Below are 22,538 nucleotides of genomic sequence, written 5' to 3' on the forward strand. Positions count from 1 at the left end.
AGATGTTCATGAGCTTCCAACCGTTGGATCGCCTGCGGGCATCCATGGACAAGAGCGAGAGCTTCAGCGTGCTGCGGCGCCTGTTCCTCGCGGACGGACGTCGACACTGGAAAGGCTACGCCACCGCCTTCGCCTTCATGGGCCTGATGGCCTTCTCGACCGCCGGCATGGCCTGGCTGATGCGCGATGCGGTGAACACCATCTTCGTCACCCCCACCTTCTGGGGCGTCTGGATGGTGGCGCTCGGCGTCATGGGCCTCTCGCTCGTCAAGGGCGTCTCCGCCTACGGCCAGAACGTCACCATGGCGCGGGTCGGCAACCGCATCGTCGCCGACAACCAGAAGAAGGTCTTCGACCACCTTCTGGGGCAGGACATCTCCTATTTCGCCGCCCGCCACACGGCGGACATCTCCATGCGCCTCCAGAACGGTGCCAATTCGGCCCGCGACGCGCTGAACCTCGTCATCACCTCCATCGGCCGCGACGCCCTGTCCCTGGTGTCGCTGGTGTCCGTGGCGGTGGTGCAGGACCCCTCCCTCGCGCTGGTCGCGGTGGTGCTGATGCCGGCGGCGGTGATCGGCACCCGCAAGCTGATCAAGAAGGCCAAGAGCATCTTCCGCAAGGAGTTCGCCAGCGGCGTGAAGCTCTCCTCCATCACGCTGGAGGTCATCCAGGGCATGCGCACGGTGAAGGCCTACGGGCTGGAAGAGACCATGCGCGGCCGCGTCCATACCTATGTGAACGACGTGGAGCGCGCCGCCAACAAGCTGGTGCGTACGCAGGCCAAGTCGAGCCCGCTCATGGAGACGTTGGGCGGCTTCGCCATCGGCGGCGTGATCCTCTATGCTGGCTACAACGTGATGTTCGTGGGCAAGAGCCCCGGCGAGTTCTTCTCGGTGCTCACCGCGCTGCTGCTGGCCTATGAGCCGGCCAAGCGCCTCGCCCGCTTCCATGTGGACCTCACCGCCCATGTGATCGGCGCCCACATGCTGTTCGAGATGCTCGACCTGCCGGCCGCCGAGACCGACGACGCGGCTCGCCCGTCGCTTCCGGCCGGTGCCGGGCGCGTCGCCTTCGAGGACGTGGTGTTCGGCTATCGGCCCGGCGAACCGGTGCTGCGCGGCTTCAACTTCGTGGCCGAGCCCGGCCAGACGACGGCCCTCGTCGGTCCGTCCGGCGGCGGCAAGACCACCGTCATCAATCTCATCGAGCGCTTCTACTCGCCCGCCTCCGGCGTCGTGAGCATCGACGGCAACGATGTCACGCAGTTCAACCGTCACTCGGTGCGCGCCCTCACCGCGCTCGTGAGCCAGGACGTCTATCTGTTTTCCGGCACCGTGCGCGAGAACATCGGCTTCGGCCGGGAGGGCGCGAGCGAGGATGAGATCATCGCCGCGGCCAAGGCGGCCTATGCACACGACTTCATCATGGGCTTCGAGAACGGCTACGACACCCATGTGGGCGAGCACGGCGCCCAGCTCTCGGGCGGCCAGCGCCAGCGCATCGCCATCGCCCGCGCCTTCCTCAAGAACGCGCCCATCCTGCTGCTGGACGAAGCCACCGCCGCCCTCGACAGCGAGAGCGAGGCGGAGGTGCAGAAGGCGCTCCAGAAGCTCCAGGCGAGCCGCACCACCATCGTCATCGCCCACCGCCTCCAGACGGTGGTTCGGGCGGACCGGATCTGCGTCGTCGAGCACGGGCAGATCGCCGAGAGCGGTCGCCACGATGAACTGATGGCGCGGCGCGGCCGCTACTACAATTTCTACCAGGTGCAGTTCGCCCACGAGCACGAGCAGAACGCCGCCGGCGAAGTGCAGGCGGAGGAAGCCCGCCTTACCGCCTGAGGAACAAGCAAAACGGACGGCGCCGGATGCGGCGCTGTCCACAAGCCGGAATGCCTTGAGGCTCAAGGGCTGGCGCGAGATATCCACCGGATCGGGAACAATCTCGCAGAAATCCGCTTTCCCTGACTTCACAACGCGCCGGTCGATTGCTACATAGCCGGCCTCGGGTTGAGAGACACCCGTTCCCCGGTAGCTCAGTGGTAGAGCAACCGGCTGTTAACCGGTTGGTCGCTGGTTCGAATCCGGCCCGGGGAGCCACATTCGAAGGGATCGAGCTTGAATGAGCTCGATCCCTTTTCGATTCTCAGGCCTGTGATTATGCTCGGGCCGGAGCCGAGCCGACCGGGTCGCGCTCCGTGTTCACGGGTTCCGTCGGATGTTCCGCTCTCGCGTGATCGCGGCCTTTGTCATGGCCAGCGCCCTTTTCACGGGGGCCGGCCCGTTTCCGGCGCGCGCGGCCGATCCTTCCCCCGTCACATTGCCCTATGTCGATGCCCCGGCGGGCGGCACGGCGCTGAACCATGTGCCGCATCTGATGGTGTCCGTCGGCAGCGGGCCGGCGCGGCGCGCGGTGCTCGACACAGGGTCAACCGGCCTCGTCATCGCCGCCAAGGCGATTCCGGATTTCGAGCATCTGCCCCGCATCGGGCCACGCAGCATCACCTATCGCAGCTCCGGGCGCGTCGTGCATGGCGTGATGGTTCTGGTGCCCGTGACCATCACCGGCGCCGACGGCACGTCCGTGACCACGACGCCGATTCCCGTGCTAGCCACCCAATGGCGCGACTGCCTGCCCCATGCCCGGCGCTGCGTGCCGGCGCGCGACCTCAATGAAGGCGCCATGATCGGCATCGGCTACGGTCATGAGGCCACTACCGCCAAGGTCAGCGGGGCGGCCAAGAATCCCTTCCTCCATGTGGCCGGCATGGACGCCGCAGGTCCTTTGCGACCCGGCTATGTGGTCACCCGCAACGCCGTCACGGTGGGGCTGCCGCCGACGCTGCCGGAGGGTTTCAGCCTCGTGCGGCTGGACCGGCAGCGCGGCAATGGCGACTGGAGCCTGCCGCCCGCCTGCGTGCGGCTCGACGGCGCCAAGCCGCTGTGCGGGCCGCTCAGCGTGGATACGGGCATTCCGGACATGATCCTCACCTTGCCTTATGCGGTGCGCCGCCGCCTAGCCGGGCCGCGCGGCTACCTGCCGCCGCCGAACCGCATCGACGTCAGCGTCGGCCGGGGCGCGGAGCCTGCGGCGCAGTATGTGTTCAGCATCGGTGCCCGCGACAGCGCGAGCCCGCCGGGCACCGACCCGCGCCGAGTTCTTCTGGCCGCCGAGCCGCACCCCATCCGCGTGAACACGGGACTGCGTTTTCTCAACGCCTATGACATCATCTACGACCCGGCGGGCGGGCAGGCCGGCTATCGTCCGCATCCGCTCTGAGGCGGCCGGCATCCGTCGGGGGACGGCAAAGCCCACGCACAGCGTGAACCATCCACACAGCTTGAGCGTTAGCACAGGGTCCATGAGGAACCCGCACGCTTGACCCAGACGACGCCCCTTGAGGATTTCGCCGGCGCCCTGCGCGCCCGTCTTGCGGCCCCTGATCCCGATGCTGCGCTGATCGCCTTTCGTGACGCCGTGCTGGACGCCGCCGATCTCATCGGCACGCAGGCGGAAACCGACCAGCGCGGCAAAAGCCCCATCGCCGGTCTCGCCGCCGTGCTCCTCACCCGGGCCTTTCTTCGCAGCGGCGCACCGGAGGCGGTGGCACCCTTCCTTTCCGCCTTCGCCGTGCGCTGGGCGAAAGCCCCGCCGCCGGCGGCTCTGGAGCGCGCGCCGTGGCTCGCGGCTCGGGTGTCCGGCCAGCGGCCGCTCAGCGATCCGGAGGATGCGCTCGACTATCTGCGGATCAGCTATCCCTATCTCGAAGGCGTCTTCATCGAACTGGCGGCGGCACGCGGCGATCAGGCGGAGCTCGTCTCCCGCATCTGCGCGTTTGCGAACTACCGCCGGCAGAAGAATGACGCGCGTGGCCAAGGCCCGCTGGCGGCCGACATCGCGGAACGGGTGGAGGCGGAGCGCTATGGCCCCTTCCGCTATGATCCCGGTTTTGTCCTAGAAAAGCAGTTGGAGGCCTTCCGCCTCGGCCCACTGGACGGGCGGCTGGAGACGGTGCGGGCGTTCGAGTCGCTGGCGCTCGAGAATGCGCTGCTCAGCCGGCAGCCGGCGCGCGTCCTGCCGCTCATCGACGAACGGCTGGAGGCGCATCTCTCGGGCCCCATCGCCGATGGCGAACATTTCGTCTTCAATGCCATCTGCGTCCTCTCCGTGCTCGGCGCGTTCGACCGCGCGCTCGACGCAGCCCGGCGGCTGATCCGGCGCGGCTATGGGCTGCCGTGGCGCTTCCTCAAGGACCGCTCCGCCAGGGACTGGACCCGCCAGATGGGGCAGGACGAATGGCTGGCGCCCCTCCACGCGCTGCCAGCCTATGACGCCTTCCTCGCCGAATACGTGCTGGCGCCGCCCTCCCCTCCCGAAGGCCCTGCCCTCACCCCGCCCTGTGCCGTGCACGACGGCGTCCTCGGCGGCAAGGCCAGCAAGAGGTGCTTCATCTCGGGCAAGACGGTTGTGCCGGGAACCGGGATCGTGCGGGTGCGCCGCCTGCGGGGCATCAGCGCGGAGAGCGATTTCAACCTGGCGGACAAGGCCGCCTTCGAGGCCTCGGACTGGCAGGCAGCGCGGGTTGCGCTGGAGACCTGCACCATGCCGGTAGACTGGCTGTTTCCGGACCCGCGGCTCCAGCACGGCACGTGGGACAGCCCCCACGTCGCAGCCTTCTGCTTCGACGTGGCCCGTGCTCCGGAAAAGCTCGACATCCAGCGGGCGGTGGACCTGCTCGCCGCGTTCGAGCCGCCGCCCATGCGCTTCCTCTGGACGCCCCAGCGCTACCAGTGGCGCGAGCCCTTCGCGCCCTGTGCGGGCGACGACATGCACGGCGACGCGGCCCGGCTCGCCTGGCGCCTCGTGCGCACGGGGCATGGCGCAGAGATGCTGCGCCGCGCCTCAGCCCTGCCGCGGACCGAAGGTGACAAGCTCGTCGCGCTGCTCGCCACCTTCGATATCCCGGACCTGCGGGCGGGCGCCGCCCGGCACTTCGACCTGCCGGACGTGCCGGAGATCATGCACCTCGTCTTCGCCAGCCGGCTGACCTTCGAGGATCATCTGCGGCTCGCCGATTACGGCTCGGCCCACCCCCGCTTCCGCGCCGCCATGGTGGCGGCCATGCGGGCCTATGGGGTGCATCTCTATTCCAACAGCCACGTCACCGTGGACTGGTTCCTTCAGGGGCTGGAACACTATGCCTATGCGCACGGGTGCCAGCTCCTGTTTTTCCTCATCCACCATCCGCACGAGGACCCGGTGCTCGCGAAGGTGCTGGAAACGGGCTGGCTGCCGCGCAACCACAACACCTATGACGGCTACGACAATGCCGCGCCCTTCTATCTGCGCGCGGCGATGTTCCACATCGCCCTCCACCAGCCGGACGCGCTCGACGTCTGGGTGGACAGTGCGCGCCTCAGGGACATCAGCACCATGGCCAAGGACCGCGAGACCTTCCGCCTCATGGAAGCCCATCGGAAGAAGAAAGCCGGCCGCCGGAAGACGGGGACCTGAGCCATGAGCATGCTGCGCGCCATCGGCTTCATCTTCTTCGTGCTGGGCCTCGGCTTTCTCATCGGCTGCGGCGCGCTGACCTGGCACACGGACCGCTTCATCCGCACCGCCGCGCGGGCGCCGGGCGTGGTGATCGCGCTCGATGCCAGCCGCAGCGACGGCAAGACCTATTACGCGCCGGTGGTGCGCTTCCGCACGGCGGAAGGACGGGAACTGATGTTCACCAGCAAATGGCGGTCGCATCCCGCCGACTTCGACGTGGGGGAACAGGTGGAGGTGCTCTATCCACCGGACCGGCCGGGCGATGCCAGCATCGGCAGCCTCTGGCAGCAGCGGGGCGTCAGCCTCATCCTCGGCTTCATGGCCTTCGTCTTTCTGGTGGTCGGCGTCTGCGGCATCGTCTTCGGCCGCGTGCCGAAGGCTCCGGCGCCTGCCGCCCCACCGTCTTCCTGAGGGCGGCGCGCCGTCGCGTTACCATCCTCCGTCCGCGAGGCGTATGATCCTCCCGTCTGGTCCGCGCGTAATCGCCTCGGGTCCGCGCGCGGCTGGCCCGGAAGAGGGAGAACAGCCATGAGCGCCGCCGGCACCGCCATCATCTGGTTCCGAGACGACCTGCGCCTTGCGGACAATCCCGCGCTCGCCGCCGCGGCCGCCAGCGGGCGGCGGGTCCTCGCGCTTTATGTGCTGGACGAGGACAGCCCCGGCGTCCGTGCGCTCGGCGGCGCCGCGCTCTGGTGGCTGGCGGGATCGCTGCGGGCGCTGAAGGCGGAACTCGGCCAGCATGGCGTGCCCCTCATACTGCGGCGGGGCGAGGCCGGGCGCATCGTGCCGGACGTGGCGCGTGCCGCGGGTGCCGACCTTGTCGCCTTCAACTGGCGGGCGGGCAAGGCGGAGCAGGCGGTGGACGAGGCGGTGGCCCGCCATCTTTCGGCCGCCGGCGTGACGGTGGAGCGCACCCTCGGCCATCTGCTCCATGCGCCCGGCAGCGTGCGGGGCACGGGCGGCGGCCTGCCGCGCACCTTCTCCTCCTTCATGCGGGCGGCGGTGAAGGGCCGCGACATCGGCCGCGCCCTGCCCGTTCCGCGCCTCCACGGCGCCGCGCCCCTGCCCTGCGATGATCTGGAGGAGTGGGCGCTTGAGCCGACACAGCCCGACTGGGCCGGCGGACTGCGCACCACATGGCATCCCGGCGAAGCGGCGGCGCGGGCCCGGCTCGAAGCCTTCCTCGCCGATGGTCTTGCCGGCTATGGCGAAGGCCGCGACCGGCCGGACCAGACCCATGTGTCGCGCCTTTCACCCTATCTTCGCTTCGGCGAGATCTCGCCCCGGCAGGTGCTGCTGGCGGCGCTCGCCGCGGGCGATGCGGGCACCGTCCCGGCCAAGGACGTGCAGAAGTTCGAGGCCGAGCTCTACTGGCGGGAATTCTCCCACCATCTCCTGTTCGCGGTGCCGGACCTCGCGCGCCGCAACCTGCAAGCCTCCTTCGACGCCTTCCCGTGGCGCGAATGCCCCGGCGATCTCAAGAAATGGCAGAAGGGCCGCACCGGCTATCCCATCGTGGACGCGGGCATGCGCCAGCTCTGGCAGACGGGCTGGATGCACAATCGCGTGCGCATGATCGTCGCCTCCTTCCTCTGCAAGCACCTCCTGCTGCCCTGGCAGGATGGCGAACTGTGGTTCTGGGACACGCTGGTGGATGCCGACCTCGCCAACAATGCCGCAAGCTGGCAGTGGGTGGCGGGCTCGGGCGCCGACGCCGCGCCCTATTTCCGCATCTTCAATCCGGTGCTTCAGGGCGAGAAATTCGATCCCGAGGGCACCTATGTGCGCACCTATGTGCCCGAACTGAAGGACGTGCCCGCCCGCCTTATCCACGAGCCCTGGACGCAGCCGCTGGAGTTGACGCGATACGGCGTGCGGCTCGGCCGCGATTATCCCGAGCCCATGGTCGAGCATGGCGCCGCCCGCGACAGAGCGCTGCGGGCGTTCGAGCATACCCGCAAGGATCTACGCTCGGCGGGCTGATCTCCAGCCCCGCCCCTACTCTCTTTCAAGGCTCCCCCGCGCCACGGGACCAGCGGCGCGGTTGCCGCCGCCTGCCCCCTTGGCTAGATTGCACGGAACAATCAGGGTGGTTCAGATGAATTTCCGTGACGGACTTGTGGAATCCATCGGCAATACGCCGCTCATCAAGCTGAAGAAGGCGTCCGAACTCACGGGCTGCACCATCCTCGGCAAGGCCGAGTTCATGAATCCCGGCCAGTCGGTGAAGGACCGCGCCGCGTTGGGCATCATCCGCGACGCCATCGCCAAGAAGCAGATCGAGCCCGGCGGCGTCATCGTCGAGGGCACGGCGGGCAATACGGGCATCGGGCTTGCGCTTGTGGCCGCACCCTTCGGCTTCAAGACCGTCATCGTCATTCCCGAGACCCAGTCGCAGGAAAAGAAGGACATGCTGCGGCTTGCTGGCGCGACCCTCGTGGAAGTGCCGGCGGTGGCTTATGCCAACCCCAACAATTACGTGAAGGTCTCCGGCCGCCTTGCGCAGGAGATCGCCAAGACCGCCCCGCATGGCGCCATCTGGGCCAACCAGTTCGACAATGTCGCCAACCGGCAGGCGCATATCGACACCACCGGCCCGGAAATCTGGGAGCAGACGGACGGCAAGGTGGACGGCTTCGTGAGCGCGGTGGGCACCGGCGGGACCTTTGCCGGTGTCGGCATGGCGCTGAAGGCGCGCAACAAGGACGTGAAGATCGCCCTCGCCGATCCGCTCGGGGCCGCGCTCTATTCCTATTACACCACGGGTGAACTGAAAGCCGAGGGCTCCTCCATCACCGAGGGCATCGGACAGGGCCGCATCACCGCGAACCTTGAGGATGCGCCGGTGGACCATGCCTTCCAGATCACCGACGAGGAGGCCGTGCCCATCGTCTTCGATCTCCTGGAGCATGAGGGCCTGTGCCTCGGTGGCTCGTCCGGCATCAACATCGCCGGCGCCATCCGCCTCGCGAAGGAGCTGGGCCCCGGCCACACCATCGTAACCATCCTGTGCGATTACGGGACGCGCTATCAGTCGAAGCTGTTCAATCCGGAATTTCTGCGCTCCAAGAACCTGCCGGTGCCCGCCTGGCTCGAAGCCAGAGCGGATGTGCCGAACGTGCTCGTCTGATCCTCTCTCCTCCCCTTCGAGGCCCGACCATGACCGCCACCACTTTCGTCTCCACCGAATGGCTCGCCGCCAACCTCGGCACCCCCGGCCTCGTGGTGGTGGACGGCTCCTGGCATATGCCCGCCACGGGCCGCGACGGGCGGGCGGAATATGAGGCCGCGCACATTCCCGGCGCGGTCTTCTTCGATCTCGACGGCATTTCGGCCCATGACACCGACCTGCCCCACATGCTGCCCGGCGCTGAGGCCTTCGCGGTGGCGGTGGGCGCGCTCGGCATTTCAGAAAAGAGCCGCATCGTGGTCTATGACGCCGCAGGTTTGTTCTCGGCGCCGCGCGTGTGGTGGACCTTCAAGGCCTTCGGCGCAACGGATGTTGCGATTCTCGACGGCGGCCTGCCCAAGTGGACGGCGGAAGGCCGGCCGACGGAACAGGGGACGGTGACACCAGCCGCGCAGACCTTCTCGGCGCAGCTCGATGCATCCATCGTGGCGGATATCAGCCGCATTGAGCAGGTTCTCACGGACGGTGCCGCCCAGGTCCTGGATGCCCGCGCGGCGGAGCGTTTCGCCGGAGCGGCACCCGAGCCCCGCCCCGGCCTGCCCTCCGGCCATATGCCCGGCGCCTTCAACCTGCCGGTCGGCAAGGTGGTGCGCGACGGCCGCCTCGTGTCGCCGGACGAGATCCGCAGTGCCGTTGCGGCGTCTGGACTCGATCTGTCCCAGCCGGTGATCACCTCCTGCGGCTCCGGCGTCACGGCGGCCATTCTCTGGGTGGCGCTGGAGACCATCGGCACCCGCCCGCAGGCGCTCTATGACGGCTCCTGGACCGAATGGGCCTCGCGCGGAAAGCCCATCGCGGTCGATCCGAAGTGAGGAAAGATCAGGCGTCCATACAACTCTAGGGCGCGAAAGCGCAATCTTCGCGCAAGCTCCAGGGAAAACCCTCTCCCTGCGACGCATTTCGAGCGTGGCCCACAGCGCACGCTCCTGATACCGCAGCGTCAAGGCCGCCCCATTCGGGTCGGCAAACGGTCAAGGAGGGGGAAACATGTCCTTCAAGAATATGCCGATCATGTTGAAGATCGGCGTCGTGATCCTGCTGTTGGGCGCGTGTGCCATCGGTGGCACCCTCATCGCCGGCTCCAAGGTGGCTTCGGTGTCCGAGAGCTATCAGGGCGCCATCAAGGACGATGCCGGCTTTCTGCAATTGGCCCGCCTGAACCGTCAGATTGTGGGCATCCAGCGGTCCATTTATCAGCTCGTGATTGCCGAAGCGCCGGAGGAGGTCAAAACGGCCGAGGACCGGCTGACCTCGACCATCAATCTGCTCGACACACGCGTGAACGACGCCAAGGCCCTGTTGCCCAAGCTGTCCGGCCAGATCGACCAGATCGCATCGGACATCAAAGGCGCGCTCGCCGGCAGCGCCTGCGGCCCGACCATCAAGGCCGCCCGCGAGACCTCTGGCGCGGAGGCCATCGTCAAGGCCGGACGCATGATGGTCAATGAATGCGATCCGGTGCTGCGCGGCTACGTTGATCGCATAGCCAAGCTGATCGATGCGGCGGTCATCGAGAACAAGAAGTCTCTCGCAGAGCTTGAAGCCGCCACTGCCAGCACGATCATGTCCCTCAACATCGTGATGGGCCTTGCTGTGTTCGTGTCGCTCGTCATCGCCGGTCTGGTGGCCCGCTTCGGCATCGTCAAGCCCATCAATGGCCTGCTTGCGGTGATGACGCAGATCCAGAGTGGCAACCTCTCCGTGACGGTGCCGGACACCGAGCGCCGCGACGAAGTGGGCACCATCGCCAAGAGCGTGGAGACCTTCCGGCAGGGCCTTGAGGAAGCCGAGCGCCTGCGGCAGGAGGCGGCCCTTCAGGAGCAGCGTTCCGCCGAGAAGGTGCGCAATGAGCGTCTCCAGATCGCCTCGAACTTCGAGACCACCATGGGCGCGCTCGCCCGTGCCTTCGCCCAGTCCTCGCAGGAGATGTCGGAAGCGGCCCGCAGCCTCGCGGCGACCGCCGAGGAAACCTCCCGTCAGGCGGAAGCCGTGGGCGGGGCGGCCGAGGAAGCCAGCACCAATGTGAGCACGGTTGCCGCCTCCACCGAGGAGATGACCGCCTCCATCCGCGAGATCGCGGCGCAGGTGACCCAGACCGCCACCATCGCCACGGCCGCCGCCACCGAGACCGCCCGCACCCAGACGGAGATCATCGAGCTCTCCCAGTCGGCGGCCAAGATCGGCGAAGTGGTGGATCTCATCACCAACATCGCCAGCCAGACCAACCTGCTGGCGCTCAATGCCACCATCGAGGCGGCGCGCGCCGGCGAGATGGGCAAGGGCTTCGCCGTCGTGGCGCAGGAGGTGAAGCAGCTCGCCGCCCAGACCGCCAAGGCCACCGAGGAGATCGCCGGCAAGGTGGGCGAGATTCAGCAGGCCACCAACCGCTCGGTGGAATCCATCGACCGCATCGTGACCACCATCGGCCAGATCCAGACGGCGGCCTCCACCGTCGCCTCGGCGGTCGAAGAGCAGGGCGCCGCCACCGCCGAGATCGCCAGCAACACCCAGCAGGCGGCGCGCGGCACGGAGACGGTGAACCACAACATCGCCGGCGTCGGCCGCGCCGCCGAGATGACCGGTGCCGCTTCCAGCCAGCTCATGACGCTGTCCCAGTCCATCACCAGCCAGGCCCAGCAGCTCAAGCTGGAAGTGGAACAGGTGGTGGCGAACCTGCGCGCCGGCTAAGCCCCCAGCCAACCGCAGTGAGGAAGGGCTCCGTGCCTCCCGCACGGGGCCCTTTTCACACCTTGCGGCAATTGGGCCCATGACAGGCGATTACAAGGCTCGCGCAAGCATGCGGTACGTTCATACATCCACCACATGAGCGGTTTGCCGGTCCCGTTGTGTTGGGCTGGGGGGAACAGCCGTCCCCATGTGCCAGTGATGGGGGATCGCATGTCTTTCAAGAATCTATCGGTCATGCTCAAGATCGGCGCGATTGTTCTGATGCTCAGCGCATGTGCTGGCGTCGGCGTAGCACTGCTGAGCAGTCAGTTGCACACCGTGATCGGCACCTACGATGCCGTCATCAAGAATGACGAAGCCGCAGTGCTGGCTCTCGTCCGGTACAATCGCCAGGTCGCCGTGCTCCAGCGCGCCCTCTATCAGATCGCGGTGGCGTCGACGCCGGAACAGTCGGCGGCGGCCGACAAGGAGCTGTCGGATGCCTTGGCAGCCATGAACAACCGCCTCAAGGAAGCCAAGGCGGCGTCCGAGCAGGTTGGTGCGATCGCCCAGTCGTTCAGCGCACGGGTGGACGCGGTCATGGCGAGCCCCTGCGGCCCCGTGATCAAATTCGCGCGTGAGGCGATGGACCCGCAGTCCATTGTCACCGCCGGCCAGCGCATGACCAACGAGTGCGATGCCGCCCTGAAGCCCATCGGGCAGGAGATCGTGCGAGCCAATGATCGCATAACGGCGGAGTTGAACCAGCGCACCGACGCCGTGCGCGACGATGCGCTGCGCCTCGCCACGCTCATCACCACCGCGCTCGCCATCGCCGTTCTCATCTGCTTCGGCCTCGGCTTCGCCGTCGCCCGCTATGGCATCGTGGTGCCCATCAATCGCGTGCTTGGCGTGATGTCGGACATCCAGGCCGGCAAGCTTCAGGTCAAGGTGCCTGACACGGATCGCGGCGACGAGGTGGGCACCATCGCCAAGAGCGTGGAGACCTTCCGGCAGGGCCTTGAGGAAGCCGAGCGCCTGCGGCAGGAGGCCGCCCTTCAGGAGCAGCGTTCCGCCGAGAAGGTGCGCAACGAGCGCCTCCAGATCGCGGCGAATTTCGAGGCCACCATGGGTAATCTCGCCCGCGCCTTCGCGCAGTCGTCCCACGAGATGTCCGATGCCGCCCGGAGCCTTGCCGCCACCGCCGAGGAGACCTCCCGCCAGGCGGAAGCCGTGGGCGGGGCGGCCGAGGAAGCCAGCACCAACGTGAACACGGTCGCCGCCTCCACCGAGGAGATGACCGCCTCCATCCGCGAGATTTCGGCGCAGGTCTCGCAGACCGCCACCATCGCCACCGCCGCAGCGGCGGAAACCTCCCGCACGCAGACGGAGATCATCGAACTCTCCCAGTCGGCGGCCAAGATCGGCGAAGTGGTGGACCTCATCACCAACATCGCCAGCCAGACCAACCTGCTGGCGCTCAACGCCACCATCGAGGCCGCACGCGCCGGCGAGAGCGGCAAGGGATTCGCCGTGGTGGCGCAGGAGGTGAAGCAGCTCGCCGCCCAGACCGCCAAGGCCACCGAGGAAATCGCCGGCAAGGTGGGCGAGATCCAGCAGGCGACCAACCGCTCGGTGGAATCCATCGACCGCATCGTGACCACCATCGGCCAGATCCAGACGGCGGCCTCCACCGTCGCCTCGGCGGTCGAAGAGCAGGGCGCCGCCACCGCCGAGATCGCCAGCAACACCCAGCAGGCGGCGCGCGGCACGGAGACGGTGAACCACAACATCACCGGCGTCGGCCGCGCCGCCGAGATGACCGGCGCTGCGTCCAGCCAGCTCATGACGCTGTCCCAGTCGATCACCGACCAGGCCCAGCAGCTCAAGCGGGAAGTGGAACAGGTGGTGGCGAACCTGCGGGCCGGCTGATCGCCACTATCTCTTGGAAACAAAACGGAAAGGGCCCCGCACGGGGCCCTTTCACGCATTCCGACATCGGATACCCGCCACGCCGCTACATGAGCCCCAGCGCGCGCAGTTCCCGGCGCATCTCCTCGGGCAGCTCCTCGCCGCCGGTTCCCTCGCGCAGATCGGCGGGCGCCTCCTGCGCCTTGAGATAGCGCCAGCCCTGGAACGGGCGCGAGGGACGCGGCGCCACCTTGAGCACGGCCGGGTCCAGCACAAGATGGCAGCGGCGGATGCCGTCCGCATCCACGAAGGGGCGCACGTCCGTCAGCTTCTGGCGGCAGGCCACCTCGCCCTTGATGACCCAGTAGAGCGAGCCGCCGTCCAGCAGTTCGTCCACACGGGTCGGCACCATGCGTGTGGTATGCACCTGCTCGACGGCAAGGCCGAGCCGGCGCTTCTCGTCGAGGCGTTCGGCGATCCAGTCCTCAAGATCGGCGACGGAAGTCGCGCCGACGCACAGCTTCAGCAGATGGAGCGGCATGGTCTCGACGTTTCGGGTTCAGCGCTTGACGGTGGGCCAGTCGATCTCGTCCTCGGCCACCACCCAGCTTTCCTCGAGGGCCGCCTCGCGCCAGCGCACGAAGGCGGGATGGGCGTGGATGGCGTCCACATAGGCCGCGCTCACCGGATCGAGGGGGACCCCATAGGTGCGCAGCCGCGTGGCGACCGGCGCATACATGGCGTCCGCCGCACCAAAGGCACCGAAGAGGAACGGGCCGGCGCCGCCGAACCGGGCGCGCGCCGCGGTCCAGAGAGCGCAGATGCGGTCCACGTCCTTGCGCACGGGCGCATCGATGGACCGCGGCTCGACCGGGCGGGCGAGGTTCATGGGCAACGCGTTGCGCAGCGCGCCGAAGCCGGCGTGCATCTCGGCGGAGATGGCCTGCGCCATGGCGCGGGCGAGCGGATCCTGCGGCCAGAGGCCCGCCTCGGGGTGGCGCTCGGCCACATAGGAGATGATGGCGAGGGATTCCCACACCACCGCCTCGCCGTCGATCAGCACCGGCACGCGGCCGGCGGTGCCCAGCCCGGCCAGACGGGCCTGGAAGGCATCGCTGCCGAGGGGCACCAGTTCCTCGGTGAAGGGAATGTCCGCGGCGGCGAGCGCGAGCCAGGGCCGCAGCGACCACGAGGAATAGGTCTTGTTGGCGATGATCAGTCGATAAGCCATCCCGCAAGCCTCCGATGGAGCAGAACGCCGGATGGCGGCTATGCCAGACGCCTGACCCGCCGGATTGCAGGGTGCCTAGCGCATCGCCATCAGGGTCGCGTCAAACCCGCCGAAGACATAGGCGATGGCGACGCAAAGGCCAAATGCGGTGAGCGCGATGCGCGCGAAGCACCAGCAGGACCGTCCGTTTTTTGCGCTCATGATGAGACGACGAACCTTCTTACAGTCGCGACCTGCTGCCGCCACGATCCGGAGAACGCAGGCGCAGCATTTCGAGTGTCGCTTTGGTTAATGAAACGTGAACGTATGCGCAATCCCCCAAGCTTGCAGCCCACAGGTTTTCATGGCTGGCCTGCGTTGGGCTTGCATCTCACGGGGTCCGGTGCGAGGACGGCGCCATGACCGACAAACCGATCGACGACCGCCCAGTTGGCGAAACTGCGCCCCAGGGCGCCCTGCCCTCCGACGCCGAGGTGGAGGCCTCCATCCTCGCCATGGCCCGCGCCCGCGAGGACGGCAAGAGCATCGATCCGTCCGACGTCGCCAAGGCGTTCGGGCCCGGCGAGAACTGGCAGCGCGTGCTGCCGGTGGTGCGCCGCGTCGCCGTGCGCCTTGCCAAGGAAGGCCGCCTCCTCATCTATCGCAAGGGCAAGCCCGTGGACCCGGAGGCGTTTCGCGGCGTCTACCGCCTCGGCCTGCCGCGCGAGGACTGATCAGCGGGCCGCAGGCTCCGGCGCCGGAAACAGCGCCGGAATGCGGCCGGAGGCATAATAGGCACCGAGCCCCATCCATTCGCGCACCGCGATGTCGGTGATGTCGAGGCCGCTCGCCACTCGGCGGAACACGCCATTGAGCCGCCCCGGTCCAAGCGTGCGGTAGTCCACGGGATAGGCCGTCACCGGAAAGCCCACCTCGCGGAAGCACCCGACCGCCCGCGGCATGTGGAAGGCGGACGTGACGAGCAGCCACCGCTCGCCCGGCACCGGCGTGATGAGCTTGCGGGTCTCGACGGCATTCTGCGCCGTGTTGCGCGAGCGGCGCTCATAAGTGACCCGCGTGACGTCGAGCCCCACGTCGGCGAAAGCGAGCCGCACCGCATCCTGCGCCGCCGGCATGCTCTCGTCATACTCGCCGCTGCCGCCGGAGAAGACGAGCTTCGCCTGCGGATAGCGCCGGGCCAGCGCCGCGAAGGCGAGCACGCGCTCCGCCGCGTCATTGAGCGCGGTCACTCCACGCACCACCGACACCTCGGGCACCTCGGCCCCGCCCAGCATGATGATGCCGTCCACCGGCCGGCCGTCATCCACGAAGGGCGGGAAGCGCTCCTCCAGCGGCGACATGAGATAATTGCCCGCCGGGGAGAAGCCGAAGCCCATCAGCCCCGCCGTCGCCAGAACCGCGAACACGAGGCCGGTACGCCTCAGCCGCAGCAGCAGCGCGGCAACGGCGAGGACGAGCAGGAAGACGCAGAAGTTCGACGGCGCCGCGAGGAACCAGCCTGCCTTGGAGAGGGTGTAGAAGATGCCCATCCGCCCGTCCCGACGCCGCCCCCGGCCCCGGCCGGAGGATCAGCGCCCTGATGTGACGGGACGCCCGCCGGTGCGCAAGGCCCCGGCGGGCGCGGCTACCGCTCACGCGGTCTTTTCGAACAGTTCGCGACCGATCAGCATGCGGCGGATCTCGCTGGTACCGGCGCCGATCTCATAGAGCTTGGCATCGCGCAGCAGGCGGCCGGTGGGATAGTCGTTGATGTAACCATTGCCGCCCAGCGTCTGGATCGCCTCCAGCGCCATCCACGTGGCCTTTTCGGCGGCGATGAGGATCGCGCCGGCGGCATCCTCACGGGTGGTGAGGCCGCGATCGCAGGCCTTGGCCACCGCATAGACATAGGCCTTCACGGAGTTCATCGCGACGTACATGTCGGCGATCTTGCCCTGCATCAGCTGGAAGGTGCCGATGGGCTGGCCGAACTGCTTGCGCTCATGGACATAGGGAATCACCACGTCCATGCAGGCCTGCATGATGCCGATGGGGCCGCCCGCCAGCACGGCGCGCTCGTAGTCGAGGCCGGACATGAGCACGTTCACGCCGCGCCCCACCTGCCCCAGCACGTTCTCCTCGGGCACCTCGCAATCCTCGAACACCAGTTCGCCGGTGTCGGAGCCGCGCATCCCGAGCTTGTCCAGCTTCTGCGCCGTGGAGAAGCCCTTGAACCCCTTTTCGATGAGGAAGGCGGTGATGCCGCGCGCGCCGGCCGCGGGATCGGTCTTGGCATAGACCACCAGAGTCTCGGCGATGGGGCCGTTGGTGATCCACATCTTGGAGCCGTTGAGGATGTAGCGGTCGCCCTTCTTCTCCGCGCGGGTGCGCATGGAGACGACGTCCGACCCCGCGCCCGGCTCGGACATGGCGAGCGCGCCCACATGCTCGCCGGAAATGAGCTTGGGCAGGTAGCGCTGCTTCTGTTCCTGCGAGCCGTTGCGGCGGATCTGGTTCACGCACAGGTTGGAATGGGCGCCGTAGGAGAGACCGACGGAGGCCGAGGCGCGGCTGATCTCCTCCATGGCGATGACATGCTCGAGATAGCCGAGGCCCGAACCGCCATACTCCTCTTCCACCGTGAGCCCCAGGAGGCCCAGCGCCCCCAGTTCCGGCCAGAGGTCGCGGGGAAACTGGTTGCTCCGGTCGATCTCGTCGGCGCGCGGGGCGATGCGGTCCTGCGAGAAGCCGCGCACGCTGTCGCGCAGCAGATCGGCGGTCTCGCCGAGCTGGAAATCGAATCCGGTTTGGGCGTTGGCAAGCATCTGGCGTCCTCTCCCTGGCCCTGAAGGCCGTACGACATGGGCGCGGACTTCTGCGGTCCGGCTGCTGAGGGATCGTAGAACAGGAAGCAGCGGGCGGGAAAGCGGCGGGGAGACGCGGCGGGCCCGCCTCAGACGGGCGGGACGGAACGGCCGGGCGGGCGGCGCGTGGTCTGGAACTGCTCCCGGTTCTGCGCCACGAGATCGGCGGCGGCCGCCGCCGGCAGCGGCGCGGAGAAAAGGAAACCCTGCGCCTGCTGGGCGCCGAAGGCCCGCAGGAAGCGCACCTGCTCGAGATTGTCCACGCCCTCGGCGGTGAGCGTGATGCCGAGCGAGCGGCCGAGCCGGATCACATGCTCGACGATGGAGGCCGCATCACGCTCCACCCCGAGATTGGCGATGAACGAGCGGTCGATCTTGATCTTGGTGACGGGAAAGTTGCGCACGTGCAGCAGCGAGGCATGGCCGGTGCCGAAATCATCGAGTGCGAGGCGCACGCCGTGGGCCCGCAGACGATCCAGCGTCTCCTTCACATCCCGGCCGCTGTCCAGCATGGCGCTTTCGGTCAGCTCGATCTCCAGCCGCTCCGGCGGAAAGCCGGTCTCCCGCAGCACGTCCAGAATGCGCTCGGCCATGCCGGGGTAGCGCAGGTTCACCGGCGACATGTTCACCGCCAGCGAAATGCCGCCGAACGCCTTGGCCTCCAGGCAGGCATGGCGGAGCACCCAGGCATCGATGCGGGTGATGAGGCGGGTGCCTTCCGCGACCCACAGGAACTCGCCCGGCAGCAGCCGCCCACGCTGGGGATGGTTCCAGCGCACCAAGGCTTCCATGCCTACGATGCGGCGGGTCTCGAGATCCACCTGCGGCTGGTAGACCATGGAGAACTGCCCGCGCTCCAGCGCCTCCGCCAGTTCCGTCTCCAGCGTCAGGCGGTGCTGGAGCTCGCGCTCGAAATGCGGCTGGAAGCGCACCGCCGCGCTGCGTCCCATATGCTTGGCGCGGTAGAGCGCCATGTCGGCCCGCCGCATGAGGTCGTCGCCATAGGTGGCGTCATGGGGCGCGAGCGCGATGCCGATGGAGGCACTGACGCCGAGTTCCGCACCGTCGATGGCGATGGTCTGCTCCAGCGAGCGGAACACCGCTGCGACGATGCCGTCGACCTCCCGGGCATGCGCGAACGGCATGAGCAGCACGAACTCGTCGCCGCCGATACGTCCGGCAAGACCCGAGGGGGCGGCGCAGGCGGACAGGCGATCGCCCACCGTGCGCAGCAGGGTGTCGCCGGCGGCATGGCCGAGCGTGTCGTTGATGTCCTTGAAGCTGTCGAGGTCCACGAACATCAGCGCGACGCCGCGCTCCGGTGGCAGGTCCATCAGCACGTTCTGGAGCTGCGCCAGCACCTGCGCGCGGTTGGCGAGACCGGTCAGTGTGTCCTGCGAGGCGAGGATGGTGGCCTGCGCCTCGCTCTCGGCCAGCGCCGCCGCCGATCGGCGGGCTTCCCGCAGCATGAGGACGCACATGGCCAGAAGGAAGGTGGAGAGCAGCGCCACCGGCGGCGCCACCTGCTTCAGGAAGGTGAGCCCCGGCCGATCCTCCGGCCAGGTGATGGAGATCGGCCGGCCATCCACCATGTCGCGCAGCGCCAGCGTGGTGGTCGTGGGGCCAGCCCCCTCCTGCAGATGGAAGGCGCCCGCATTGAAATTCTGGCCGAGTTCCCGGAACAGGTCCTGATTGAGGAGATCGACCGTCACCGCATAGACCGGCCCCGCGCCGCCCGCCGTCCGGGTGCCCGGGGCGCGATTGACAGTGACCGCGCGGACAGCCGCAAGACCCGACAGCTTGCCTTGGGAGACGACGCCCGAAGCTTCCTTCTGGGCCTGCGCCTGCTGCACGATCTGCCTGAGCGCCGGCTTCATGTCCTCCAGCGCACCGGGCGAGAGGCTCTGGCCGGACGAGGAGGCGTAGAGCACCTGTCCGTCCTGATCGAGCAGGAAGTTCTGCTCGAAGCCGAAGGTGTCGTTCAGCGGGCGGCCAAAGGCCTGCTGGAACCACGCCTCGCTGAGCGCGCCTCCCGATGGGGCGGGATTTTCCGCGTTGGAGGCCGCGGCCTTCAGCGCCTGGACCATGTGCTGGGTGTGGGCGTCGAGAAAGGCCCGGACCGCCTCCCGCTCCCGCTGCTCGCGGGCGAGATCCCATTGCATCAGCCCCCAGACGAGAAAAGCCAGCAAGCCGCCGGCGATGACCAGCATGGCGGTCAGGAGCCAGTGGTTCGAGGGTTTCCCGCTGCGCTTCAGGGCAAACGTGATGGGAGCCTCCGTCGACGCGGGTTCCGGCGCCCCCCGGAATCCGGCGGTCATGTTCTAGGGACCCTCGCCTGCAACCCGCAAGCTGATCTGTGTCGCGTGTGCGAAGAAATCACGTGCGCTGGTGGATTACACCCTAATTTTAACGCGCGCCCCATGTTTATATCGGGCCTATTTCCCAGGCGTTGCAGCAACCATCGCGGGACAATCCGTGTCGCTGCTCTTGCGAGGTCTGCAATTTCAGCCGAGGTGAAACCACAGCGAGGCGAGACCGAGAAACGCGAAGAATCCGACCGTATCGGTGACGGTGGTCACAAAAACACCGGACGCCACCGCCGGGTCCTGCCGAAAGTAATGCACCGTGAGCGGGATCAGGATGCCGAACAGGCCCGCGGCCAGCATGTTGATGACCAGCGCACAGGCGATCACGCCGCCGAGCTGCCAGTTGCCGAACCACAGCGCCGCGATGAGACCGAGGAGGCAGGCGAGCGCAAGGCCATTCGCCAGCCCCACCAGCACCTCGCGCAGCACGATGCGCCGCGCGTTATGGCTGCCGAGGTCGCGGGTCGCCAGCGCCCGCACAGCCACCGTCATGGTCTGGTTGCCCGCATTGCCGCCCATGGAGGCGACAATGGGCATCAGTACGGCCAGCGCCACCATCTTCTCGATGGACACGGCAAACAGGTCGATGATGGAGGCGGCGAGGAACGCGGTCCCGAGATTGACCACCAGCCACGGCAGGCGGCTCTTCGCCGTATAGGCGACCGTGTCGGAGAGTTCCTCGTCGCTGCCGACGCCGGCGAGCGCGCGCAGATCCTCGTCCGCCTCCTCCTGGATCACGTCCACCACGTCGTCGATGGTCATCACGCCCACGAGGCGGCCGGCATCGTCCACCACCGGCGCCGAGACGAGGTTGTAGCGCTCGAAGGTGCGGGCCACCTCCTCCTGGTCCTCGCTGGCCTTCACCACCTGCACCCGCTCGGTCTTCACCGCCGTGACCAGCACGGAGCGCTTGGTGCGCAGCAGACGATCGAGCGGCACCGCGCCCATGAGGTGATAGGCCGGGTCCACCACGAACACCTCGTAGAAGGTGTCGGGCAGGTCGTCGGTCTGCTGCACGTAGTCGAGCACGCGGCCGACGGTCCAGAACGGCGGCACCGCAATGAAATCCGTCTGCATGCGCCGGCCGGCGCTTTCCTCGGGATAGTCGAGGGAGCGCTGGAGGGCGACGCGTTCGGGCGCCGGAATGTGGGCGAGGATGGCCGCCTTGTCGTCCGCGTCGAGGTCTTCGAGGATGTAGACGGCATCATCCGACTCAAGCGTGCGGATGCCTTCCGCCACCATGAGCGGCGGCAGGTGACTGAGCAGACCGACGCGGTCGGTCTCGTCGAGTTCGGTGAGCGCGGTGAAGTCGAAATCCGCACCGAGCGTTTCGACGAGCCGCACCCGCGCCTCGGCGGGCAGCGCCTCGAGGAGATCGCCCATGTCCGCTTCATGGAGATCCCTGAGCCGGGCGCGCAGTTCGTCCGAAGGCCCCTCGGCCAGCCCGGCCTCCACGGCGGCGAGGAAGGCCTCCGAGATGGCGTCATCCGCATCCCGGATCGGCGGCAGCAGGGTGGCGACATCCACGGCCTCGGCTTCCTCGCGCATGGCTCGCCTCCTCAAGGGTCAGGATTGATATGGGCCGGCCGGAGGTCTAGAGCCTGCTCTGGACCGGTTGAGCCGGAGCCGCCTGCGCATCGCCCCTTCCAGGGCGCGATACCGCTGCGGCTGTCCGGCCGAACCGCTCACCGGGCGTGGACGCGGCCGCACCTGCCTATCGACGGACAGGAGCGGTCGGTTCCACGGTCAGGACCATGATTCCGCACTGCAACGGCTCTAAGGGGCGGGCGCGGACAAGGCAACGGGCCCATGCCCTTACAGGAGCCGCACGGCATGCCCGCCAGCAATGTAAGTCGCACCTGCGTCCTTCTCGCCACGGTTCTGGCGGCCGTGCTCTCGTTCGCGCCCGCCCGGCCCGCATCCGCGGCGTCCGCGGCCGCCGCCTGCCCCGGCCGGCCGGATGCGCTCGGCACCGCGCGGGTGATCGAGGTGCCGGCGGGGGTGCAGGTGGGCACCAAGTCCTTCCCCCAGACCCTGCCGCTGGAGAAGGGCGAGGTGGTGCTGACCTTCGATGACGGACCGTGGCCGCACACCACCGCCGCCATTCTCGACGCCCTGAAGGCCGAATGCGTGAAGGCGACCTTCTTCCTCATCGGCGAGAACGCCCGCGCGCGGCCGGAACTGGTGAAGCGGGAGATCGCCGAAGGACACACGGTCGCCCACCACTCCATGACCCATCCCGATGCGACGCTCGCCAAGCTGCCCTTCCCTGCCGCGGTGGCGGAGATCACGAAGGGCATGGCGGCGGACGATCTCGCCGCCTATGGCAGCGCCGGATCGGCCGAGCAGCTCGCTCCGCGCGTGCCCTTCTTCCGCTTTCCCGGCTTTGCTTCCACCCCCGAGTTGCTGGAAGCGCTCCGCGCCCGCGGTGTCTCCGTCTTCGGGGCGGACTTCTGGGCGTCCGACTGGAACAAGATGACGCCGGAGCAGGAACTCGCCCTCGTCCTGCAGCGCCTCGACGCGACCGGCGGCGGCATCGTGCTCTTCCACGACACGAAAGCGCAGACGGCGGCCATGATTCCGGCGTTCTTGCGGGCTTTAGCTCAGCGTGGCTACCGCGTGGTCCACATGGTTCCCGCCCGCCAGCGCGCGACCCAACGTTAGCTTGTCTCCGCCGCCCGCAGGCGCAGAACCTGCGGACGCGGAAGCGCCACGGGTCGTTCGCAACGGGCGGCCCCGTCTTCAGAAGCGGCGTCGCCGACCGGCGCCAT

At 68.0% G+C, this 22,538-nt stretch carries 18 protein-coding genes and 1 tRNA gene; 12 read left to right on the forward strand and 7 right to left on the reverse strand.

The window, feature by feature from the left end:
• Nucleotides 1-8 precede the first annotated feature (8 nt).
• The 10 genes from DFO45_RS20725 to DFO45_RS20770 all read left to right on the forward strand — a co-directional run bounded on the left by DFO45_RS20725 (nucleotide 9) and on the right by DFO45_RS20770 (nucleotide 13,348).
• The gene (locus tag DFO45_RS20725) at nucleotides 9-1,844 is read left to right on the forward strand and encodes an ABC transporter ATP-binding protein (protein WP_133866353.1); all 1,836 of its coding nucleotides are present in this window, start codon (nucleotides 9-11) and stop codon (nucleotides 1,842-1,844) included.
• Between the two features lie 183 nt (nucleotides 1,845-2,027).
• A tRNA-Asn gene (locus tag DFO45_RS20730) sits at nucleotides 2,028-2,102 on the forward strand.
• Nucleotides 2,103-2,253: 151 nt separating this feature from the next.
• Nucleotides 2,254-3,282: a hypothetical protein gene (locus DFO45_RS20735; RefSeq protein ID WP_133866354.1), complete on the forward strand. Its 1,029-nt coding sequence runs from the start codon at nucleotides 2,254-2,256 to the stop codon at nucleotides 3,280-3,282.
• Between the two features lie 99 nt (nucleotides 3,283-3,381).
• Nucleotides 3,382-5,517, forward strand: a complete 2,136-nt coding sequence (locus DFO45_RS20740; RefSeq protein ID WP_133866355.1) for a hypothetical protein — start codon at nucleotides 3,382-3,384, stop codon at nucleotides 5,515-5,517.
• Nucleotides 5,518-5,520: 3 nt separating this feature from the next.
• Nucleotides 5,521-5,970, forward strand: a complete 450-nt coding sequence (locus DFO45_RS20745; RefSeq protein ID WP_133866356.1) for a DUF3592 domain-containing protein — start codon at nucleotides 5,521-5,523, stop codon at nucleotides 5,968-5,970.
• A gap of 117 nt (nucleotides 5,971-6,087) precedes the next feature.
• Nucleotides 6,088-7,542 (forward strand): deoxyribodipyrimidine photo-lyase, encoded by a 1,455-nt coding sequence (locus DFO45_RS20750; protein WP_133866357.1) that lies wholly within the window; start codon nucleotides 6,088-6,090, stop codon nucleotides 7,540-7,542.
• A 115-nt stretch (nucleotides 7,543-7,657) separates the two neighbouring features.
• Nucleotides 7,658-8,689 carry a cysteine synthase A gene (locus DFO45_RS20755; protein ID WP_133866358.1) on the forward strand — a complete coding sequence of 344 codons (1,032 nt, stop codon included), beginning with the start codon at nucleotides 7,658-7,660 and terminating at the stop codon, nucleotides 8,687-8,689.
• 29 nt (nucleotides 8,690-8,718) lie between these two features.
• Complete coding sequence (sseA, locus tag DFO45_RS20760) at nucleotides 8,719-9,561, forward strand: 3-mercaptopyruvate sulfurtransferase (protein ID WP_133866359.1); 843 nt, start codon at nucleotides 8,719-8,721, stop codon at nucleotides 9,559-9,561.
• Between the two features lie 175 nt (nucleotides 9,562-9,736).
• Nucleotides 9,737-11,437 carry a HAMP domain-containing methyl-accepting chemotaxis protein gene (locus DFO45_RS20765; RefSeq protein WP_245518209.1) on the forward strand — a complete coding sequence of 567 codons (1,701 nt, stop codon included), beginning with the start codon at nucleotides 9,737-9,739 and terminating at the stop codon, nucleotides 11,435-11,437.
• 210 nt (nucleotides 11,438-11,647) lie between these two features.
• Entirely contained in the window at nucleotides 11,648-13,348 is a 1,701-nt protein-coding gene (locus DFO45_RS20770; protein WP_245518210.1) for a methyl-accepting chemotaxis protein, read from the forward strand.
• Nucleotides 13,349-13,433: 85 nt separating this feature from the next.
• Here the strand turns inward: DFO45_RS20770 and DFO45_RS20775 are convergent, their stop codons facing one another.
• The 3 genes from DFO45_RS20775 to DFO45_RS25445 all read right to left on the reverse strand — a co-directional run bounded on the left by DFO45_RS20775 (nucleotide 13,434) and on the right by DFO45_RS25445 (nucleotide 14,759).
• Nucleotides 13,434-13,868 (reverse strand): DUF1489 family protein, encoded by a 435-nt coding sequence (locus tag DFO45_RS20775; RefSeq protein WP_012171353.1) that lies wholly within the window; start codon nucleotides 13,866-13,868, stop codon nucleotides 13,434-13,436.
• An 18-nt stretch (nucleotides 13,869-13,886) separates the two neighbouring features.
• On the reverse strand, nucleotides 13,887-14,558 hold the full coding sequence (locus tag DFO45_RS20780) for a glutathione S-transferase family protein (protein ID WP_133866360.1): 672 nt from the start codon (nucleotides 14,556-14,558) through the stop codon (nucleotides 13,887-13,889).
• A 75-nt stretch (nucleotides 14,559-14,633) separates the two neighbouring features.
• Nucleotides 14,634-14,759, reverse strand: coding sequence for a hypothetical protein (locus tag DFO45_RS25445; protein WP_274532288.1), 126 nt, complete (start codon nucleotides 14,757-14,759; stop codon nucleotides 14,634-14,636).
• A 197-nt stretch (nucleotides 14,760-14,956) separates the two neighbouring features.
• Between DFO45_RS25445 and DFO45_RS20785 the strand changes: the two genes are divergently transcribed.
• A complete protein-coding gene (locus tag DFO45_RS20785) occupies nucleotides 14,957-15,271 on the forward strand; it encodes a DUF3253 domain-containing protein (protein WP_133866361.1) in 315 nt (104 codons plus the stop codon).
• Here the strand turns inward: DFO45_RS20785 and DFO45_RS20790 are convergent, their stop codons facing one another.
• From DFO45_RS20790 to mgtE, 4 genes are all read right to left on the reverse strand, one after another.
• The gene (locus tag DFO45_RS20790) at nucleotides 15,272-16,087 is read right to left on the reverse strand and encodes a YdcF family protein (RefSeq protein WP_245518211.1); all 816 of its coding nucleotides are present in this window, start codon (nucleotides 16,085-16,087) and stop codon (nucleotides 15,272-15,274) included. It abuts the gene before it with no gap.
• Between the two features lie 102 nt (nucleotides 16,088-16,189).
• Nucleotides 16,190-17,362, reverse strand: a complete 1,173-nt coding sequence (locus DFO45_RS20795; protein WP_012171357.1) for an isovaleryl-CoA dehydrogenase — start codon at nucleotides 17,360-17,362, stop codon at nucleotides 16,190-16,192.
• Nucleotides 17,363-17,490: 128 nt separating this feature from the next.
• Entirely contained in the window at nucleotides 17,491-19,719 is a 2,229-nt protein-coding gene (locus tag DFO45_RS20800; protein ID WP_133866362.1) for a bifunctional diguanylate cyclase/phosphodiesterase, read from the reverse strand.
• A 186-nt stretch (nucleotides 19,720-19,905) separates the two neighbouring features.
• Nucleotides 19,906-21,315, reverse strand: coding sequence for a magnesium transporter (gene mgtE, locus DFO45_RS20805; protein WP_133866363.1), 1,410 nt, complete (start codon nucleotides 21,313-21,315; stop codon nucleotides 19,906-19,908).
• 285 nt (nucleotides 21,316-21,600) lie between these two features.
• Between mgtE and DFO45_RS20810 the strand changes: the two genes are divergently transcribed.
• Nucleotides 21,601-22,431, forward strand: a complete 831-nt coding sequence (locus tag DFO45_RS20810) for a polysaccharide deacetylase family protein (protein WP_133866364.1) — start codon at nucleotides 21,601-21,603, stop codon at nucleotides 22,429-22,431.
• Nucleotides 22,432-22,538 lie beyond the last annotated feature (107 nt).

The organism is Azorhizobium sp. AG788 (assembly GCF_004364705.1).
Taxonomy (GTDB): Bacteria; Pseudomonadota; Alphaproteobacteria; order Rhizobiales; family Xanthobacteraceae; genus Azorhizobium; species Azorhizobium caulinodans.

What these genes read in the sequence shown, in the direction of transcription:
- DFO45_RS20725 (WP_133866353.1), top strand. Translation starts at nt 9, where the DNA reads ATGAGCTTCCAACCGTTGGATCGCCTGCGGGCATCCATGGACAAGAGC.
- DFO45_RS20735 (WP_133866354.1), top strand. Translation starts at nt 2,254, where the DNA reads ATGGCCAGCGCCCTTTTCACGGGGGCCGGCCCGTTTCCGGCGCGCGCG.
- DFO45_RS20745 (WP_133866356.1), top strand. Translation starts at nt 5,521, where the DNA reads ATGAGCATGCTGCGCGCCATCGGCTTCATCTTCTTCGTGCTGGGCCTC.
- DFO45_RS20750 (WP_133866357.1), top strand. Translation starts at nt 6,088, where the DNA reads ATGAGCGCCGCCGGCACCGCCATCATCTGGTTCCGAGACGACCTGCGC.
- DFO45_RS20755 (WP_133866358.1), top strand. Translation starts at nt 7,658, where the DNA reads ATGAATTTCCGTGACGGACTTGTGGAATCCATCGGCAATACGCCGCTC.
- sseA (WP_133866359.1), top strand. Translation starts at nt 8,719, where the DNA reads ATGACCGCCACCACTTTCGTCTCCACCGAATGGCTCGCCGCCAACCTC.
- DFO45_RS20765 (WP_245518209.1), top strand. Translation starts at nt 9,737, where the DNA reads ATGTCCTTCAAGAATATGCCGATCATGTTGAAGATCGGCGTCGTGATC.
- DFO45_RS20770 (WP_245518210.1), top strand. Translation starts at nt 11,648, where the DNA reads ATGTCTTTCAAGAATCTATCGGTCATGCTCAAGATCGGCGCGATTGTT.
- DFO45_RS20775 (WP_012171353.1), bottom strand. Translation starts at nt 13,868, where the DNA reads ATGCCGCTCCATCTGCTGAAGCTGTGCGTCGGCGCGACTTCCGTCGCC.
- DFO45_RS20780 (WP_133866360.1), bottom strand. Translation starts at nt 14,558, where the DNA reads ATGGCTTATCGACTGATCATCGCCAACAAGACCTATTCCTCGTGGTCG.
- DFO45_RS25445 (WP_274532288.1), bottom strand. Translation starts at nt 14,759, where the DNA reads ATGAGCGCAAAAAACGGACGGTCCTGCTGGTGCTTCGCGCGCATCGCG.
- DFO45_RS20785 (WP_133866361.1), top strand. Translation starts at nt 14,957, where the DNA reads ATGACCGACAAACCGATCGACGACCGCCCAGTTGGCGAAACTGCGCCC.
- DFO45_RS20790 (WP_245518211.1), bottom strand. Translation starts at nt 16,087, where the DNA reads ATGGGCATCTTCTACACCCTCTCCAAGGCAGGCTGGTTCCTCGCGGCG.
- DFO45_RS20795 (WP_012171357.1), bottom strand. Translation starts at nt 17,362, where the DNA reads ATGCTTGCCAACGCCCAAACCGGATTCGATTTCCAGCTCGGCGAGACC.
- DFO45_RS20800 (WP_133866362.1), bottom strand. Translation starts at nt 19,719, where the DNA reads ATGACCGCCGGATTCCGGGGGGCGCCGGAACCCGCGTCGACGGAGGCT.
- mgtE (WP_133866363.1), bottom strand. Translation starts at nt 21,315, where the DNA reads ATGCGCGAGGAAGCCGAGGCCGTGGATGTCGCCACCCTGCTGCCGCCG.
- DFO45_RS20810 (WP_133866364.1), top strand. Translation starts at nt 21,601, where the DNA reads ATGCCCGCCAGCAATGTAAGTCGCACCTGCGTCCTTCTCGCCACGGTT.